The sequence below is a fragment of the Streptomyces sp. Y309 genome (assembly GCF_056712025.1).
The window spans coordinates 2,296,530-2,314,632 of sequence record NZ_CM160048.1 but is presented as its reverse complement, the minus strand read 5'-3'; the positions used below and the strand labels follow the sequence as shown (position 1 = coordinate 2,314,632).

The 18,103-nt window shown below is 69.3% G+C and carries 8 protein-coding genes; 3 read left to right on the top strand and 5 right to left on the bottom strand.

Annotated features, from left to right (window positions below):
- Window position 1: 1 nt before the first annotated feature.
- From AC0KTA_RS08490 to AC0KTA_RS08475, 4 genes are all read right to left on the bottom strand, one after another.
- Window positions 2-6,487, bottom strand: coding sequence for an HYD1 signature containing ADP-ribosyltransferase family protein (locus AC0KTA_RS08490; RefSeq protein ID WP_481054505.1), 6,486 nt, complete (start codon window positions 6,485-6,487; stop codon window positions 2-4).
- A gap of 146 nt (window positions 6,488-6,633) precedes the next feature.
- The gene (locus tag AC0KTA_RS08485; protein ID WP_481056356.1) at window positions 6,634-10,932 is read right to left on the bottom strand and encodes a LamG-like jellyroll fold domain-containing protein; all 4,299 of its coding nucleotides are present in this window, start codon (window positions 10,930-10,932) and stop codon (window positions 6,634-6,636) included.
- A 176-nt stretch (window positions 10,933-11,108) separates the two neighbouring features.
- Entirely contained in the window at window positions 11,109-11,951 is an 843-nt protein-coding gene (locus tag AC0KTA_RS08480) for a PaaX family transcriptional regulator (RefSeq protein WP_481054504.1), read from the bottom strand.
- Between the two features lie 9 nt (window positions 11,952-11,960).
- Entirely contained in the window at window positions 11,961-13,610 is a 1,650-nt protein-coding gene (locus AC0KTA_RS08475; RefSeq protein ID WP_481054503.1) for an AMP-binding protein, read from the bottom strand.
- A 126-nt stretch (window positions 13,611-13,736) separates the two neighbouring features.
- On the opposite strand from AC0KTA_RS08475, the gene AC0KTA_RS08470 reads away from it, so the two are divergent.
- Genes AC0KTA_RS08470 through AC0KTA_RS08460 form a run of 3 tightly spaced genes read left to right on the top strand, consistent with a single transcriptional unit; the run spans window position 13,737 to window position 16,195 of the window.
- On the top strand, window positions 13,737-14,903 hold the full coding sequence (locus AC0KTA_RS08470; RefSeq protein WP_481054502.1) for an acyl-CoA dehydrogenase family protein: 1,167 nt from the start codon (window positions 13,737-13,739) through the stop codon (window positions 14,901-14,903).
- Complete coding sequence (locus tag AC0KTA_RS08465) at window positions 14,900-15,298, top strand: RidA family protein (RefSeq protein WP_481054501.1); 399 nt, start codon at window positions 14,900-14,902, stop codon at window positions 15,296-15,298. The genes AC0KTA_RS08470 and AC0KTA_RS08465 overlap by 4 nt, the downstream gene beginning before the upstream one ends.
- 60 nt (window positions 15,299-15,358) lie before the next feature.
- Window positions 15,359-16,195: an alpha/beta fold hydrolase gene (locus tag AC0KTA_RS08460; protein WP_481054500.1), complete on the top strand. Its 837-nt coding sequence runs from the start codon at window positions 15,359-15,361 to the stop codon at window positions 16,193-16,195.
- A 293-nt stretch (window positions 16,196-16,488) separates the two neighbouring features.
- On the opposite strand, the gene AC0KTA_RS08455 is transcribed toward AC0KTA_RS08460, so the two are convergent.
- The gene (locus AC0KTA_RS08455; protein WP_481054499.1) at window positions 16,489-18,018 is read right to left on the bottom strand and encodes a helix-turn-helix domain-containing protein; all 1,530 of its coding nucleotides are present in this window, start codon (window positions 18,016-18,018) and stop codon (window positions 16,489-16,491) included.
- Between the last annotated feature and the right edge of the window lie 85 nt (window positions 18,019-18,103).

The window sequence follows — 18,103 nt, the reverse complement described above, 5'->3', positions numbered from 1 at the left end:
CTCAGTTCTTTCCGTGGCTGACTATTCGGCCGTTCAGGTCCAGTGACCCCTGGTTGGGGATGACGTAGACGTTGTCCCGCCCCTTGATGGGGTTCAAGCCTCTGGTGTCGATTTCGACGTAATTAGTGAATCGTCGTCCGGAGAATGGATGCCCGAGGAAGCACCGCGACAACTGTGCGCATGTCTTGGTGCCAGGAGCGATGTCAGACAGGTACTGCCCATCACCGTAGCGCGCATCCTTCGGGCTCGCCGCCTTAGTTGAAGCATTCAACTGCTTGCTCCCTACGATGCCATTCATGCCTGCTTCATCGGTGTAATGAATCAGAGTCTTTGGAAGGGAAGCTTCCGCACCCTCTTTGGCGAGGACCCCCTTCCCGATGCCACCAAGGCCACCTGCCTCGACTGTGCCAGTCCGTATTCGGCACGTCATCTCGCGTGGCGGACAGGGTTCTGCATCACTGCCCTTGAGCTTCCTCCAGGCTCCGCTCCAGTCTGCCTTGACTGCATCGACGAGAGGTCCATCTGGATAGGTGAACCTGAAGGTACGTGCGGGGCCTGTGCAACTGCGTCCACCAGTCGTGGATCCGCACACTGCGTCGAGAGGCTGCGGCTGCTCGAGCGCCTTGGCGCAAGCGCCGTCACACCTGCTGGACTCGGGGGACTTGAGGCGGACCGTCTCGTCGTAGGAGTCGTAGTGCTTGGATTCCCACGGGTACTTCTGCGCCCAAGTTTGCCCCGTGGCGAAATTGGGTGATGCGTGCGACTCCTTGAAGGACGCCTCTCCATTGCAAGATTTACCACGCTTGCACATGAAGGCTTTGAGACCTGTGGGGTCGCTGAAGGTGACCGGACTGTTGTTGCCGTAGGCGTAGCCGTTTATCTGTTGTGGGTCCGTCAGGTCCATGATCGGGTCGACGGAGATGAAGCGGCCTGTCGCCGGGTCGTACTCGCGGGCGCCGAGATGGGTCAGGCCGGTGGAGGCCGTGTCGTCGGTGCCGCCGACGAAGGTCTTGGTGCCGGGCCAGGACTTGGGAGTCTCGCTGCGGGGCCCGCCGAAGGGCAGGGTGCGTCGCTGGGCGAGCTTCAGGTCGGCTGCGGCGACCGAGAGCCGGCCGGTGCCCTGGTGGTCGGCGGTGATGAAGGAGACGGAGCCGTCGTCTTCGGCGACGGCCTCGTGGCCGCCGCCGAGTGGCGTGTAGCGGGTGGCCTTGGCCTTGGTGGCGCCCTTGGGCAGGGTGACTTCGGTGTGACCGAGGTAGAGGGTGGTCTCCGTGGGGGTGCGTGCTATGAGGCGGTTGCCCTCGGTGTCGTAGAGGTACTCGGTGACCTTGGTCTTCTTCGCGTCCTTCCTGTTCTTCGTTCCCTCGACGGGCTCGGTGACCTTGGCCAGGTGGCCTTCCGCGTCCCACTCCAGCGACTGGGTGGTGCCGCGCAGCGTCCGGCTGGTGGTGTTTCCGGTCGCGTCGTAGGCGTAGGAGTCCTTGGTCGTGGTCCCGCCGGGCAGTTGCGAGGTGACGGAAGTCAGCGTGTGCGGCTGCGCGGTGCCGGGCTTGGGGTATTCGTAGCTGCGCTTGGTGTCCATGGCCTTGTCGCCGACGGCACCGCTGGTGTCGTGGAGGGTTTCGTCGAGGCGGTTGCCCACCTTGTCGTAGGTGTAGGAGTGCCAGTACGGGGCCGGGCCGCCGACCTTGTCACCCGCCGGGGTGCCGGCGCAGGTCTTGTCGCCCTGCGTCCAGGCCTCGGTGAGGCGGCGGAGGTAGTCGTAGTTGAAGCACTGGGTGTCGGTTCCGGTGCGGGAGACGTCCGAGACGGACAGGACGTTGCCGGCCTGGTCGTAGCGGTAGGTGTCGTGCTGGTCGACGCCGGGCTGGTCCTCGCGGTCGACGCGGGAGGTGGCCAGGCGCTGGGTGCCCCACTCGTAGGTGTTGGTGGCCCAGGTCTTCTTTCCGTCGGTGCCACCCAGCGTGTACTGGAGCGGCTTGCCCGTCAGCGAGTAGCTGGTGTCGGCCTTGAAACCGTCGCCCAGGACAGACTGGGGGCGCAGCGTTTCCTTGTCGTAGGAGGTCGAATAGCCGCCGCCGGGCAGGGAGCCCGCCGCCGAGTAGCTCACGCCGCCGACCAGCCCGGAGGGCAGGTACCGGGTGCCGCTCTGGTATGTGCCGGCCAGGGCGCCTTCCTTCTCCGGGATCACCAGGGCGGTCTTCATGGGCCGGTAGAGCCGGTCGAACATGGTGACCTTGCTGGTGTACGCGGCGCCGTCCACATAGCGGGTGGACTCGGCCAGCCGGCCCTTGGCGCCCGCGACGGTGTCGTAGATCCACTTCGCGCGCAGGTCCCCGGTGGGGCTCTTCTCCCGGAGCTCGGTGCGGCGGCCCAGGTTGTCGTACACGTTGGCCAGCACCGTGCCGCGGGCGTCCTCGGTGGTGGTCGGCTTCCCGCGGTCGTCGTACGAGGTACGGGTGATCCCCTTGTCGGGGTCGCTCGTCTTGGTCTGGCGGCCCATCTGGTCGTACTCGTAAGCCCAGGTGTTGCCGGCCGGGTCGGTGACGTGGGCCAGCTCGCCGCGCGGGGTGTACGTGTACTTCGTGGTGTCGTAGGGCGCGTCGGCGCTGCGGCTGTGGTGCTGGCGCAGCTCGCTGGTGCGCTGACGGGCGTCGGTCAGCGTGGTTGTGGCGGTGCCGCCCTCGGGCGGGATGACCGTGGTGCGGTCGCCGCCATAGCGGGTCTTGGTGGTGGCCAGGACCTTGCCGCCGTCACCGTTTCCGGCGATCTGTGATTCCTCGACCGGGCGGCCAAGACCGTCGTAGGCGGTGCGCGTCTGGGACTCCACGCTCAGGGCGTTGTCCGGTTTGAAGAGGCTGCGGTTGGGCGCCCCCTCGGTGTAGTAGGGAGCGAAGGTCTTGGCCGCGAGCCCGCGTTCGTCGTAGAAGACGTCCGTGAGCAGGCGGCCGCCGTCGGGGCCGACCGCCTGGGTCTGCCGCTCACGCAGGAAGCCGTCGTAGAGCGTGAACGAGGGGATCTGGCCGCCGTTGTTGTTCAGCGTCTGAGTGCGTACCGCGACCGGCTTGCGCTCATCCACGAAGTAGGTGAACTCGAAGCTGGGCACCTGAGTGGTCCTGCGGTCCGGCAGCCACACCTTGTGCGAGCGGCCGAGCGCGTCGTACGCGAAGTCGGTGCGCTTGTCGTTGGTGTCGACCTTCGCCTTCGGCTGGCCGCGCAGCGGCTCCAGTTCCGTGACGGTGGTCATCGCCGAGTTGAGGTCGGCGGCCTTCGTCGGCGGCGACGTTTCTGTGACCTTGGTGGGGAAGCCGGTGGCCGGTGTGTAGGCCGTGGTGGTCGTACGGCCGTCCTTGCGCAGGGTGCGCACCGGGTCGCTGCTGCCGGTGACCGTGACGTCGGCCGTCAGGTCGGTGGCCGTGAGCTGACGGCCGTAGCCGTCGAAGGTGGCGCCGGACTCCAGGTAGGTGGCCTTGGTGCCGTCGTGCTTCTTCAGCGTGGCCGTCGCGGTCGCGTCGCCCTTGGTGGGAGCCTCCCCGTAGGCGCCGCCGTCGTAGGCGGTGCGCACGTCCGAGATCACGGCCTTGGCGCGGTCGGGTGTGTCGGTGCACCGGCCCGTCACCGTCTCTTGGCGCGCGGGCAGCGTGAGGAGGTTCTTGTCGGTGTTGGTGGCATACGTGGTGCGGGTGCACTGGTTGTCGGACGCCGTGCTGCTGTCACCGCGGTCGTCGACCTGAACCGGGCGTCCCGCGACGGTGTCGTACTCCGTCGAGGCGGAGGTGGTGCGCCAGCCCTTGCCCGCGCCGTCGTCCAGTGACGTCCAGGTCTTGGTGTGCGCGGTGCCGGTGAAGTTGGCGGTCACCGTGCCCCAGTCGCGGACCTTCTTCGCGGTCTGGCGGTGCCAGGGGCGCTCGACCGTCTTGGACAGCACCTTGCCGCCCGGACCGGAGTAGGTGACGGTCTTGTACGGGAAGCCGGCCGCGGACTCGTGGTCGGTGATCGCCTCGCCCTCACCGTCGCCGAGGGGGACGCTGACGGACTTGGTGCCGCCGGACGGATCCCTGCGGTCGCCGTCCATGCCGCGCAGGAAGTACGTGTCTGCCTGCGTCTTCAGGGCCGCGTCGCCGCCCTGGCCACCGGTCTTGACGCGCACGTGGCCGTAGCCCCGCCACTGCGACCAGGTCTTGAACTTCTTCTTCGTCAGGCCGTCGTCATCGTCGAAGTGCCAGGCGGCATCGCCCAGGTAGTCGTACCGGGTGACTGCGTCGGGCGCACCACCGGTGCGGTCCGTGGTGGTCGTGGAGGTGACGACGTACTTGTTGAACCACTGCTTCTCGGGGTCGTCCTCGGAGTCCCCGCCGATGTACTGGGGGAAGCAGCGGGTGGTGTTCGTCTGCGGGGTGGGAAGCGCGTCCCACTTGCACACCGGGGCCGAGTAGTTGACGTCGACCTGTCCGCCGGACTCGTCGGCGATCGTGGACAGCCGGGATTTGATGAACGGCGCGTAGCCGTCGCCGACCTTGTCCAGGCGGTTTTCCAGCTGGGTGTAGGCGAAGGTGGTCTTCGGCAGCGTCACGGCCGGCTCGGCGGTGTGGCCGGTGCGCTCCACGGAATCCAGCAGGAGCTGGTAGTCGACGTCCGCCTTGCCCCAGCGGTGCGCGAGCTTGAAGGAGTCGACCTTGCTGTAGGTGTCGCCGTCAAGGATCTGGGTGGTGACGCCGGTCAGGCGCTTGCGCGTCCAGAAGGAGGGGGCGAGGCGGCCCTTGTCACACTTGCTGCCTGCCTTGCAGTTCAGGTCCCACGGGGTGTCGTACCAGTAGAAGGCGTCCTTCTCGATGTCCTTGCAGTCCGTCTTGCCGTCCGCGATGCAGCGCTCGGCGGTGGTGAAGCCGACCTTCGCCAGCGGCTTGCCGCCGTACATGGAGGAGGACTTCAGGCCGTACTCGATCCGGTCGAGCGAGCCGCCGCGCGTGTAGGAGGTGTCGTCCTCGGCCTTGAGGTTGCGGCCGTAGGAGTTCTTCTCCTGGTCGTAGTAGTACGCCATCGCGTTGCCGCGGGGGTCGACGACGTAGTCGAGATTCCAGCGCCAGGCCTGCCGGCACCAGGATTCGGCGAAGGAGTCCTTGTGACAGGGCTCGCCGCTGTTGTTGCCGAACACCGGAACGGTCCAGGTGGAGTTGGTGGTCGGCTTGCCGGCCTTCCACCCGGGCAGGCGGTGATAGCCGAAGTAGTAGCGCACGCCCTCGGGGTCGGTCAGGCGCCAGTACTCGCCGTTGTCGTCGCCGTTGCCGCGATTGGTGGAGGCCAGTCGCGCGATCCTGGTGCCGTCGTCCTGCTTGAGCTTGAACTCGTCGTTCTTGCCAGTCGAGACGAGTTCACCGCCCTTGCCGTTGAATGTGAGGAACGCGTTGTCGTAGTCCCAGCACTGGTCGCCGGGCTTGTTCCCGTCGGCGTTCTTCTCGCCGTCGTCGGCACATGACTTGTATCGGCGCTCGATGAATCCGGACCACAGGTCGAAGCCGTCGCCGACCCAGGACGACTGGTTGTTCGTGCTGCCCGTCTGGCCGTCGATGCCGCTGGAGGAGTACGAAAGACCCACCTCGGGCTTCAGGCCGCCCGGCACTTCGGGCACCGGCATGTCGTACGACCAGTTGAAGTCGCCGGTGTTGAGGTTGGTGTCCCACGTGGCTGATGGGGACAGCGAAGTCGCCTTGTAGTCGCTGTTCTCGCTCTTGTCCTCGGCCACGGCGGCAAGGACCGTAGGACCCGACGCCCGGACCTTCACCGAGGCCGCCGTCAGCGTCTGCTTTTCGGTGTCATTGACCGTTTTCACGGGCTGTGCCGTCCGGCAGCGTTGCTTGGCAGGAGTGTCCAGGGCGCAGGCAGGGAGTTCGACGAGGGTGAGGCGAGAGGCATACCCGCCGCCGAAGGCCTGGGCGAAGCTGGAGTAGTCGAGCTTGGCCTGGACCGTCCCGGGCTTGTCGCGCTGCTCGTCTCCCGATTCCAGGGTGAACAGCGGGCCCTTGACGCCTGCTTGCTCGGCGGCTCTGCGACTCAGCACCCGCGCCTCGACCGCGCCCGCCGCCGGCGTCGGAGACGCCTTCGTCGTGCGGGCCTTGCCTCGGGTCGGGGCCGCCTTCGGCGCTCCGAGGGCAAGCGGCAGCCCCATTGCCCTGACCGGGCTCGCGGCGGCCTCGCGCTTCGTTTCGGGGACGGTGACCACGGCCGATCCGGCCTTCGGCCACTGCGTCTTGGGCCGTTGCGTGGGAGTCTTCGGCCCCTGGGACATTTTGCGCGGCCGGAGTTTCGCACCGTCGCGCCCCTCGATCGGCTTCTCCGCCGACGGAAGCCCAGGCCGGCCCCGCCCATTGGCGCTCGCCTCTGGTGCCAGCACCGCCTGGAGCAGCGTGCCCACCATCACGGTGGACACGGCCAGGGCGACCCTCCGCCGCAGCGCGAGGCCGCGGGGCGGTCTTGCTATGCCATTCATGTGTGCTTCAGATCTCTGCTAGGCCGCCGTTCGGCGGCATGACGGACTGCACCGCGCAGCATGAACTGCCGCGTGGCCTGCTGAATTGAAATGAAGAGCGGAGATCGGGTGGACCCCGGCACGCCAGGGCCCACCCGGATGTGCGGTCAGTCCGCGGGGACGTCGGTCGGCACGTCGAACCACTGCCCGGCGAGCCATTCGATCTGGCCGTCGGACAGGGCCCCCTGGAAGGTCCACACGTCGTCGACGGCGCCGGGGAAGTACGCACCCCACGTGCCGTCGTTCTTCGCGCGCCCCACCTGCAGCGACTTGGTCGCCTTGAAGGCCAGCGTGTCCTCCGACCAGGAGATGAGGTCCTGGCAGCCGGATTCGTCGGACTCACCGTCGCCGTCGGCATCGCCGCAGGCGACCTCCTGCAGCGCCCCGTTCACGTACAGGCGGGCCTGCTTGGCGAATCCGTCGTAGACGACCGCCAGGTGATTCCACTCCCGCGCATCGATGAACTCGGTGTTGGCGACGCTCTCAACCGAGGCGTCGGTGCCGTCCTTGTCCGGCACCGCCAGCTCCCAACGCCCCAGGCCCTCGGGGTCCTTCGGGTCGGGAACGAAGCTCACGGTGAACGCGCTCTGCCGACTGCCTTCCGCGCTGACCAGCGCGATCTCCCGCTTCGGCAGCGCGGCGGCCTTGGCCCAGGCGGTCACGGTGTAGCTGGCGCCGGTATCCACCGGCACACCGCTCGTGGACGCGTACCCGCTGGTGCCGTTCAGCTCCAGCCCACCTGCGTCGACCATGCTCTCGCCCGCCTTGGCGCCGCCGTAGAGGTTCATCGGCCGCTCTTCGTCGGAGGAGTCCGGGGTGGTGGCCGGACTCGTACCGGTGACACTCTCGAAGTTCCAGCGCCCCTTCACCAGCGGACGCTGCTTGAACATCTGCCGGACTTCGTCGGCCGAGACCGGCCGGTCCAGCAGGCGCACATCATCGATGGTTCCGGGGAAGTGGTTCTTGACCTGGCCGTCGTAGGAACCGGCGCCGATGTACATGGACTGGTCGGCATAGAACGCCCCGGCCAGCTTGGTCGTGCCGGCTTCGGCTCCGTTGACGTACAGAGTCAGGGTGTTGGCGACCGTGTCGTGCACGCCCACCAGGTGCGCCCATTCACCGACGTGCGCGGTGTCCCCTTCGGGTTGCGTGGCGCGGATGGGTTTGGCGTCGGCGGCATCGGCGGAGTACTGGTTGACCGCCCACCGGTTGTAGGCGGAGGAGTAGTACAGCTCGAATCCGGGAGCCTTCTTGCCGGCCTGGGCAGTAATGATCGCCGCGCCACCCGGCTTCTTGCTGAGCTTGGCCCAGGCCGAGACGGTGAAGCTGCGGGAGGTGTTCACGTGTGGGCCGCTGCTCTTGCCGATCCTGGCGTAGCCGTCGCTGCCGTTGAACCTGGCCGCCTTGCCGGCCACGCCGCGCGCACCGGTGGCGACGCCGCCCTGGTAGATCGCGGGCAGGACGCCGCCGTGCCCGGCGATCTCCTTCGCGTCGGCGGGCTCGTCCAGGTCGAAGACCGCGACCGCGGGACGGCCCGGGTCACCCGCGCTCTCGTGTGCGCGCAGCTTGTCGACCTCGTCCTGGGCGAGCGGCTTGTCGAAGAACTGCACTTCGTCGATCGCGCCCGGGAAGAAGGACGCGGGTGCACCGTTGTAGGAGCCTGCCCCCAACTGGAGCCCCCGACGGGCCTCCCACGGATCGGCGTACGTCGTCTGGCCGACGCGTTTGCCGTTGACGTACAGCTCCAGGACGTCACGCACGGAGTCGTAGGAGCCCACCAGGTGTGTCCACTTGTCCGTGCTCACGCCGCCGGGCTTGTCCGCCATGACCCGGGCGATGCCAGCGTCCTTGGTGTCGGACTTGTACTGGTTGAAGGCCCACCGGTCGTACGTCTTGGTGTAGTACAGCTCGAAGCCGGGGCTGTGGTTGCCCGGCTGCGTCGCGATCACCGCCGCGCCATCGGGCATCTTCGAGAGCTTTGCCCAGGCCGAGACAGCGAATCCGCGGCTGGTGTCCACCACCGGAAGGTCGCTCGACGCATAGGCGTCGGTGCCGTTGAACGACAGCGCTGATCCGCGCACACCCGATGCGCCCGACGTGACACCGCCGTGCAGGCGCGCGGTGCGTGACGGCGTCGACCCCTTGGCTTCCCTCTCCCCCTTCGGCTCGTCCAACTGCCAGGTAGCGCACTCGGGTTGACCGGCCCGGACCCGGTACTGGTACGTACGAATCTCGCTGCCGTTGCCCGCCGAGTCGAAGGCCTGCGCGGTGACGAAGTTCAGGCCCGGCTTGGCGGGCAGCACATCCACGCTCCTCGCGCCGCCGCCTGACGTGAACACCTTGTTCTTGGAGCTGGGGTCGCCATTGATGCCGTACCGGTAGGACGTGACGTCCTTGTCGGCGGCCTTCAGCGCGAACGAACCGTACTTGCCCACCCCGTCGAACCAGGGGTCATCCGGATTCTCGGGGTCGGAAGCCGGATACTCACCCGAGGAGATCGCCGGAGCCTTGGGAGCCTTGGTGTCGTACACGAAATAGCAGCCGGTGGGGTCCCCGGCATACGACCACGGCGAGTACTGCGCGCCGTCGTAGGACCGCACATACCAGTGCACGGTCTTGTTCGCCGGGATCGACTTGGGCAGGCTGAGGGAGAAGTCCGAGCCGGATTTCTTCGCCGAGGTCCGCGCGGGCTTCCAGCGGGCGATCGTCCCCTTGCCGTCACCCGCGTCCCACTTGGCTTGGAACTGCACCGACACGCTGTCCCTGTCGGGGTCGGTGACGTTGGACGCGTAGATCTTGCCCAGCGTGCGCACCCGCGCCTCGGCGCTCGGTTTCTTGCAGACCCCGCCGTACTCCATCGTCAGCTGGGACATCTTCACCTGCGTCGGCGGACGGTTGTACTTCACCCGCAGGAACGCCTTGTCCGAGAAGCGCTTCCAGCCGTACGCATCCGACTCACTCCCGGCCCGCAGGCCGAACGTCATCGTCGACGCCTTGCTGCCGGCAGCGGACTGAACGGCCGACTTGACCGAGAACTCGGCATCCTTGGCCGCACAGCCCTCGAAGCCATGAGCGAACGACTTGGACGCCAGCTTCTTCTTCCAGAACCCGGAGGCGTTCTGCGAGTTCCATGTCGTCGACGAGGAGATGTCCTTGGTCTGCCACAACTCCACGGACCGGTCGGCGCAGGATGCCGACCAGGTGTTCTTCACCACGAACTCGGCCGACAGGATCGACTTGCCGGCGAACTTCGACACGGGGATGCGGTAGAAGAGCCGCTTGGTGTCGTGCGGCTTGCAGTAGTACCAGTTGCAGTAGCCCAGGCCTGCGGTCTTCTCACCGTTGAACTTCCACTGCGGAGACGCCGCCCAGTACTTCGAGGCCATCGTCCAGGCGGACGCCCGCGGCGAGTACCACTGCGGGTCGATGAAGACCGGGTACTGCGTGTCCTTGCCCTTGAGTATCTCTTCGTCAGGGGTCAGTACCAGCTCCTCGCCCCCATCGGGGACTTCCACGCCGACGGGTGCGAGCTTGCCGGACTCGGCGGGTGCGGGCTCCTCACCGCCGGTTTCCTGCCGGACCAGTGGTGCTGTTCGGGTACGCGGTGACGACGCGCCTCGGGGGTTTTCGGCGCTGTCGCCGGACCCGGTGCTGGAGTCCCACATCATCGGTGCCGGCGCCGCGAACACCGCTCCCTCGGCACCGTGATCGGTCGCCTTGACACCGCCTTCAGCGGTCTCCTTCACGTCCATGCCGTCGGCCGCCAGCTTCAGCCGCAGCCGCTTGAGCTCCGAACTGGCCGCGGCATCGGCAGACTTGACGACAAGCAGCTGGGTGAAGCCGTCCTCCTGCGCCCCCATCCGCAGGTCCACATCCGGAAGCACCTCGGAGTACGTGGCGGTGGCGCCTTCCAGCGTCGGTGACGGCGGTTTGCCGGGCCAGGACAACGCCAGCTCCCGGCCGGCCTTCGTCATCCGCACCAGCGGGGTCTCGCTGCCGCCGCCGGAGAACTCGAGCCCCACCGTCGTCACCTTCGCCGACACGTTGCCGTCGGCGGACTTCACCAGCTCGGTGTCGATCGGCTTCCATTCCTTGCCCAGCCGGGCACGTACCGGACGCAGGTACTCTCGAGCCTCCAGATTGCCGTCCGGGGTGGCATAGACGTCGCTCGACTCGCCACGTCGCGACGTCACTTCAACCGGCTTGCCGGTGCGGCGGGCCTCCTGCAGAGCGGTGTCCGTGCTCGCTTCGCCCACGGTCGTGCCGTGTTCCGCAGCCGTTCTCGCCGCAGTGCCCGGAGGGTTCACCCCCGCCTCTGCGGGGGGTGCGACACCCACCAGAACCGCCGTGCTCGTCAACGCCGCCAGCGTTCCCATGAAACCGCGCGAACGCGCGCGTATCCGCATACCCCGCCCCACCTGCCGTAAAGATGAAGATTCCCTTAGAGAAAGAACCAAAGCGGGACTCTATGGAGCCACAACGGCAAGATCGACCAGGCAATTTGGATCTTCAGTGCCAAATCTCCCCCAGTCGCTGTTGTGCTCATCACGGTTGCCCTGGGGGTGAAACGGCTTCATAACGGTCAAGCGGTCACGAACTCGGCCCCCGCCTCCCTGAGCCGTTCGTCCAACCCCCGGAACACCTCCGCCGCCCGCCCCCCGGGCCACCCCTCCGGCAGCAGCGCCGGCGGCAGGCCGGGGTCGGCGTAGGGGAGGCGGCGCCAGGAGTCCAGGGCCAGGAGGTAGTCGCGGTAGGCCTCTTCGGGTGGGGTGTCGTGGCGGGACTGCCAGGACCGAAGGACCGGCTCGTGGCGGTCGAGGAACGTCTCGTGCTGCTTGGCGAGGGAGGAGAGGTCCCACCAGCGGGACACCGCCTCGGCCGTCGGGGTGAAGCCGAGGTGTTCGCCGCGGAACAGGTCGACGTAGGTGGTGAGGTGCAGTCGGGCGAGCGTGTGCCGGGTCTCCTCGTAGAGGTGGGCGGGGGCGATCCACACGCCGGGGGCCGCCGTGCCGAAGCCGAGGCCCGCGAGCCGTGAGCGCAGCACGTGGCGCTTGCTGCGCTCGGCCTCCGGCACGGAGAAGACGGCGAGTACCCAGCCGGCCTCACCCGCGGCGCCGCCCGCGCCCTCGCCCGCGGCCTCGCGGCGGTCGGCCCACGGCCCGTAGATGCGCCGGTCGCCGTCCTCCAGGAGCTGGCGGGCGTCGGGGGAGAGGGCGTACCCGGCGGCCCCCGTCGCCGTGCGCGCGGGCAGCAGCAGGCCGCGCCGCTTCAGCCGCGACACCGACGACCGCACGGACGGCGCGTCGACGCCCACCGGCGCGAGGAGCCGGACCAGTTCGGCGACGGCGACAGGACCGGGCGTCGCCCGTCCGTACGCGCCGTAGAACGTGACGATCAGGGACCTTGGAGTGTGCTGCTCGGACACGTGATCACTCTAGGCCCCGGGCGCGGGACCCGGCTCCCGCAGCCGGAACCGCTGGAGCTTCCCGGTTGCCGTCCTGGGCAGCGCCTCCAGGAACACCACCTCGCGCGGACACTTGTAGGGCACCAGCTCCGCCTTGACGAACGCGCGCAGTCGCTCGGCGTCCGCCGCCGCGCCCGCGCGCAGCACCACGTACGCCACGACGACCTGCCCGCGCTGCTCGTCCGGGCGGCCCACGACCGCCGTCTCCACCACGTCCGGATGGCGCAGCAGTGCCTCCTCGACCTCCGGGCCCGCGATGTTGAACCCGGCGGAAATGATCATGTCGTCCGCGCGGGCGACGTACCGGAAGTAGCCGTCGGCGTCGCGGATGTAGGTGTCGCCCGTGACGTTCCAGCCGTGCCGGACGTACTCCCGCTGTCGGGGGTCGGCGAGGTAGCGGCAGCCGACCGGGCCGCGCACCGCGAGCAGCCCGGGCTCGCCGTCCGGCACGGGCGCGCCCGAGTCGTCGACCACGCGCGCGTGCCACCCGGGCACGGGCACCCCGGTGGTGCCGGGGCGGATCGCGTCGTCGGCGGCGGAGATGAAGATGTGCAGGAGTTCCGTCGCGCCGATGCCGTTGATGATGCGCAGTCCCGTGCGCTCGTGCCAGGCCTGCCAGGTCGCGGCGGGCAGGTTCTCGCCCGCGGAGACGCAGCGGCGGAGGGTGGAGATGTCGTACGAGGGAGAGGGCGGCGCGGGCGCTGCCGGTGGGTCCGCCAGTGCGTCCAGCATCGCCCGGTACGCCGTCGGCGCCGTGAACAGCACGCTCACGCCGTGCTCGGCGATCGCGGGGAGCAGCTGCTTCGGGCCCGCCTGTTCGAGGAGCACGGACGACGCCCCGACGCGCAGCGGGAAGATCACCAGGCCGCCCAGGCCGAACGTGAAGCCCAGCGGGGGACTGCCCGCGAACACGTCGTCCGGGCGGGCCTTGAGGACATGGCGGGCGAAGGTGTCGGCGATGGCGAGCACGTCCCGGTGGAAGTGCATGCAGCCCTTCGGACGCCCCGTCGTGCCCGAGGTGAAGGCGATCAGCGCGACGTCGTCGGCGGCCGTGTCCACGGCTTCGTACGCGTCTGGAGGGCGGGCCGTCACGCGGGCCAGCAGGTCGTCGGGGCCCTCGCCGCCGTACGTCGTCACGCGCAGGCCCGGCACCCCGGCCTTGATCAGGTCGTCGACCGCGCGGGCGTCGCACAGCGCGTGCGACACCTGCGCGATCTCGCAGATCGTGGCCAGCTCCTGGGTGCGCTGCTGGGCCAGGACGGTCACCGCGACCGCGCCCGCCTTCATCACCGCGAGCCAGCAGGCCGCGAGCCACGGCGAGGTGGCGCCGCGCAGCAGCACGCGGTTGCCGGGCACCACGCCGAGCTCGTCGGTCAGGACGTGCGCGATCCTGTCGACATGGTTCTGGAGCCGGCCGTACGTCCAGACGGTGCCGTCACCCGCGCGGAACGCCGGGCGGTCCGCGCCGTACCGCTCCGCCGACCTGTCGAGCAGTTCGGTGCCGCAGTTGAGGCGGTCCGGATAGTGCAGCTCGGGCCGGTCACGCACCAGCGCGGGCCACTGCTCGCGGGGCGGAAGGTGGTCGCGCGCGAAGGTGTCGACGTGACCTGTGAGCTCCATGGTGCTTCGCCCCCTTGCCGGTCGGGCGTAGTGATGAGCCAGCCAGACGAGCGTATCGTGATGGTGACGACAGTCAACGGTGCGCGATAAACCTGCCGGGGCCGCGCGCGAGAGGAGAAGCCCGGGATGACCGCATTCTCGCTCAATCCGGAACAAACCGCCCGGTGTGCCCGGCTGCGGGAGCTGGCCGCCGAGCGGCTGCGACCACTTGTCGACGCCCACGCCCATGCCCACGCGAACGGTGTCGATCGCGACGCGCAGGGCCAGGAGGGGCGCGTCAACCGCCCGCTCACCGAGGCCCTCGGCGAACTCGGCCTCCTGGAGGGCCTGTTCACCTCCGGCGCCCTCGACCTGTGCCTGATGCGCGAGTCCCTCGCCCGCGTCTGCACGGAGGCCGAGACCGCGCTCGCCCTGCAAGGGCTCGGCGCGCACCCCGTGCACGCGTACGGCACCCTGGAGCAGCGCGAGCACTGGCTGCCGCCCACGCGCGCGGGCCGGGCGATCGCCGCCTTCGCCCTCTCCGAGCCGGGCGCGGGATCGGACGCGGCCGCCCTCGCCCTGCGCGCCGAGCCCGACGGTTCCGCCGGCTGGCGCCTGACGGGCGAGAAGTCCTGGATCTCGAACGCGCCGGAGGCCGACTTCTACACGGTGTTCGCCCGTACGTCCCCGGACGCGGGCGCCCGCGGCGTGACCGCCTTCCTGGTCCCCGCCGACCGCCCGGGCCTGACCGGCGCCCCGCTCGCGATGCTGTCCCCGCACCCGATCGGCACGCTCGCCTTCGACGGGGTGCGGGTGTCCGACGCCGATGTGCTCGGCGACGTGGACCACGGCTTCCGCGTCGCCATGACGACCCTGAACCGGTTCCGCCCGAGCGTCGGCGCCTTCGCCGTCGGCATGGCCCAGGCGGCCCTGGACGCCACCCTCGCGCACACCGCGGACCGGGACGCGTTCGGCGGCAAGCTGAAGGACCTTCAGGCGGTGTCCCACCAGGTGGCCGAGATGGCGACGCGCACGGAGGCGGCGCGCCTGCTGGTGTACGCGGCGGCCGCGGCGTACGACCGGGGCGAGCCGGACATCGCGGGGCGGGCCGCGATGGCGAAGCTGTTCGCCACGGAGACCGCCCAGTTCGTCGTCGACACCGCCGTCCAACTGCACGGCGCCCGCGCGCTCCAGCGGGGCCACCTCCTGGAGCACCTGTACCGCGAGGTGCGGGCGCCGCGCATCTACGAAGGCGCGAGCGAGGTCCAACGGGCGGTCATCGCCAAGGAGTTGTACGCCAAGGAGTCCGCATGAGCCTCGACCGCCTGAACCCCGCCGACCTCTCCCCGCCCACCGGCTTCAGCCACGCCGTCGTCGCCACCGGCAGCCGCCTCGTCTTCCTCGCGGGCCAGACCGCCCTGGACACCGAAGGCAAGGTCACCGGCGCCACCCTGCCGGAGCAGTTCGAGAAGGCGCTGACCAACCTCCTCGCGGCCCTGCGCGCCGCGGGCGGCACTCCCGCGGACCTCGCCCGCGTCACCGTCTACGCCACCGACGTCGCCGACTACCGCGCCCACGCCCGCGAACTCGGCCGCATCTGGAAGGAGTTGGCGGGCCGCGACTACCCCGCGATGGCGGTGATCGGCGCCGTGCGGCTCTGGGACGAGGAGTGCCTGGTGGAGCTGGACGGGGTTGCGGTCCTCGACTGACGGCGGCATAGCATCGCTGTCAGCGCAAGCCGACAGCAGGCCGATCCGGGAGCGAACTTCATGCCGCAGACCGAACTCAGCGTGGGACCCGTCGCGTACGAGGACACCGGAGGGGACGGCGTGCCCGTGGTGTTCGTGCACGGGCCCGCGCAGGACGGCACGGTCTGGCGGCACGTGGTGGACCAACTCGGCGCCGGCTTCCGCTGCCTGGTGCCCACCCTCCCGTACGGCAGCCACCGCGTCCCGCTGCGGCCCGGCGCCGTGCTCACGCCGCGCACGATGGCCCTGCTCATCGGGGAGTTCGCGGACGTCCTGAAGCTGGGGGACGACGCGGTGTTCGTGGAGAACGACGGCGGGCGCCTGCAGCAGCTCGTCGCCGAGCGGCCCGAGCGCGTGGGGCGGCTTGTGATCGCGGGCTGCGAGGCCTTCGACAACTACCCGCCGGGCGCGGGCGGCAAGCTGCTCGACGTGGCGTCGCGGGTTCCCGGCGGCCTCTCGCTGCTCGCGCACGTTCTCGCCGTCCGCCCGCTGCGGCGCGTGCCCGGCACCGGCTATGCCGTCATGGCCCACCGGCCCGTGCCGCATGAACTGATCGACCGCTGGGTCGAGCCGCTGCGCAAGGACCCCCGCGCGCGGGGGGTGTTGCTCCGCTATCTGCGTTCCGTCCGCAGGTCGGAGATGATGGAGGCGGTCGACGGTCTGCGTGCCTACGATCGTCCCGCCCTGGTCGTCTGGGGCAGACAGGACCGCATGATGCCGCCCGAACACGGGCGCAGGCTGGCCGAGTTGCTGCCCCACGGGCGTCTGGTGGAGCTGGACGCCTGCGGCACGCTGATTCCCCTCGACCGGCCGGACGGCCTGGCGGCGGCGCTCCGCGAGTTCGTGGGCACCGGCTGACCATGGGGCTTCGCCCCTTTCCCCCTTTTTTCGGCCCTCCGGGCCTCGTCCTCAAACGCCGGACGGGCTTTCTCCCACCCACCCGCCCCAACTTGCCCTGCGGGACGTAGTCGGCACATCAGCCACACATTTCAGCCACCCGCGCAGCCCGCCCGCCCCTTCCAGCCCGTCCGGCGATTGAGGACGAGGCCGTTCAGGCCGATACGGGGGTCCAGGGGGCGGAGCCCCCTGGTTACGGTGAAGGGGCGGGACTGGGGCGCCCCCGCGAGGGCACCCCCTCACACCGAGCAGCCCTAGATGTCCCGGAACGTCTCGATCTGGGCGCCCACGGAGTTCAGGCGCTCCGCCAGGTCCTCGTACCCGCGGTTGATGACGTACACATTGCGGAGCACGGACGTGCCCTCCGCGGCCATCATCGCGAGCAGGACCACCACGGCGGGGCGCAGCGCGGGCGGGCACATCATCTCGGCGGCGCGCCAGCGCGTCGGGCCCTCGACCAGGACGCGGTGCGGGTCGAGGAGTTGGAGGCGGCCGCCGAGGCGGTTGAGGTCCGTGAGGTAGATCGCGCGGTTGTCGTAGACCCAGTCGTGGATGAGGGTCTTGCCCTGGGCGGACGCGGCGATGGCCGCGAAGAACGGGACGTTGTCGATGTTGAGGCCGGGGAACGGCATCGGGTGGATCTTGTCGATGGGCGCCTCCAGCTTGGAGGGCCGGACGGTGAGGTCCACCAGACGCGTACGGCCGTTGTCGGCGAAGTACTCCGGCGTACGGTCGTGGTCGAGGCCCATCTCCTCCAGGACCGCGAGCTCGATCTCCAGGAACTCGATCGGCACCCGCTTCACGGTCAGTTCGGACTCGGTGACGACGGCGGCGGCCAGCAGGCTCATCGCCTCGACCGGGTCCTCGGACGGGGAGTAGTCCACGTCGACGTCGATGGTCGGCACGCCGTGCACGGTCAGGGTCGTCGTGCCGATGCCCTCGACCTTGACGCCGAGCGCCTCCAGGAAGAAGCACAGGTCCTGGACCATGTAGTTGGAGGAGGCGTTGCGGATGACCGTGGTGCCGGCGCTGCGGGCGGCGGCGAGGAGCGCGTTCTCCGTCACCGTGTCGCCGCGCTCGGTCAGGACGATCGGGCGGTCGGGCGTGACGTCGCGGGCGACCTCCGCGTGGTAAAGACCCTCGGTCGCGGCGATGTCCAGGCCGAAGCGGCGCAGCGCGATCATGTGTGGCTCGATCGTGCGGGTGCCGAGGTCGCAGCCGCCGGCGTAGGGCAGCCGGAAGTGGTCCATGCGGTGCAGGAGCGGGCCGAGGAACATGATGATCGAGCGGGTGCGGCGGGCCGCCTCCGCGTCGATCGCGTCCATGTCGAGTTGCGCGGGCGGCACGATCTCCAGGTCGACGCCGTCGTTGATCCAACGGGTGCGTACGCCGATGGAGTTGAGGACCTCCAGGAGGCGGTAGACCTCCTCGATGCGGGCGACGCGGCGCAGCACCGTGCGGCCCTTGTTGAGCAGGGACGCGCAGAGCAGCGCCACGCACGCGTTCTTGCTCGTCTTCACGTCGATGGAGCCCGAGAGCCGGCGCCCGCCGACCACCCGCAGATGCATCGGTCCCGCATAGCCGAGCGAGACGATCTCGCTGTCGAGCGCCTCGCCGATGCGGGCGATCATCTCAAGGCTGATGTTCTGGTTGCCGCGCTCGATGCGATTGACGGCGCTCTGGCTGGTGTTGAGCGCCTCGGCGAGCCCGGACTGGGTCCAGCCACGGTGCTGCCGGGCGTCACGGATGAGCTTGCCGATGCGTACGAGGTAGTCGTCTGCCATGCGACGCAGGCTATCTCAGATATGAGATGAAGTGCGCGCCGGGGTAGGCCATTGGTGGAGTGACCGGTTCCGAACGGCGCACGGG

Bases quoted from the DNA above. Each gene is read 5' to 3' on its own strand.
- AC0KTA_RS08470 (WP_481054502.1), top strand. From the start codon at position 13,737: ATGACCGCATTCTCGCTCAATCCGGAACAAACCGCCCGGTGTGCCCGG.
- AC0KTA_RS08485 (WP_481056356.1), bottom strand. From the start codon at position 10,932: ATGCGGATACGCGCGCGTTCGCGCGGTTTCATGGGAACGCTGGCGGCG.
- AC0KTA_RS08460 (WP_481054500.1), top strand. From the start codon at position 15,359: ATGCCGCAGACCGAACTCAGCGTGGGACCCGTCGCGTACGAGGACACC.
- AC0KTA_RS08475 (WP_481054503.1), bottom strand. From the start codon at position 13,610: ATGGAGCTCACAGGTCACGTCGACACCTTCGCGCGCGACCACCTTCCG.
- AC0KTA_RS08490 (WP_481054505.1), bottom strand. From the start codon at position 6,487: ATGAATGGCATAGCAAGACCGCCCCGCGGCCTCGCGCTGCGGCGGAGG.
- AC0KTA_RS08465 (WP_481054501.1), top strand. From the start codon at position 14,900: ATGAGCCTCGACCGCCTGAACCCCGCCGACCTCTCCCCGCCCACCGGC.
- AC0KTA_RS08455 (WP_481054499.1), bottom strand. From the start codon at position 18,018: ATGGCAGACGACTACCTCGTACGCATCGGCAAGCTCATCCGTGACGCC.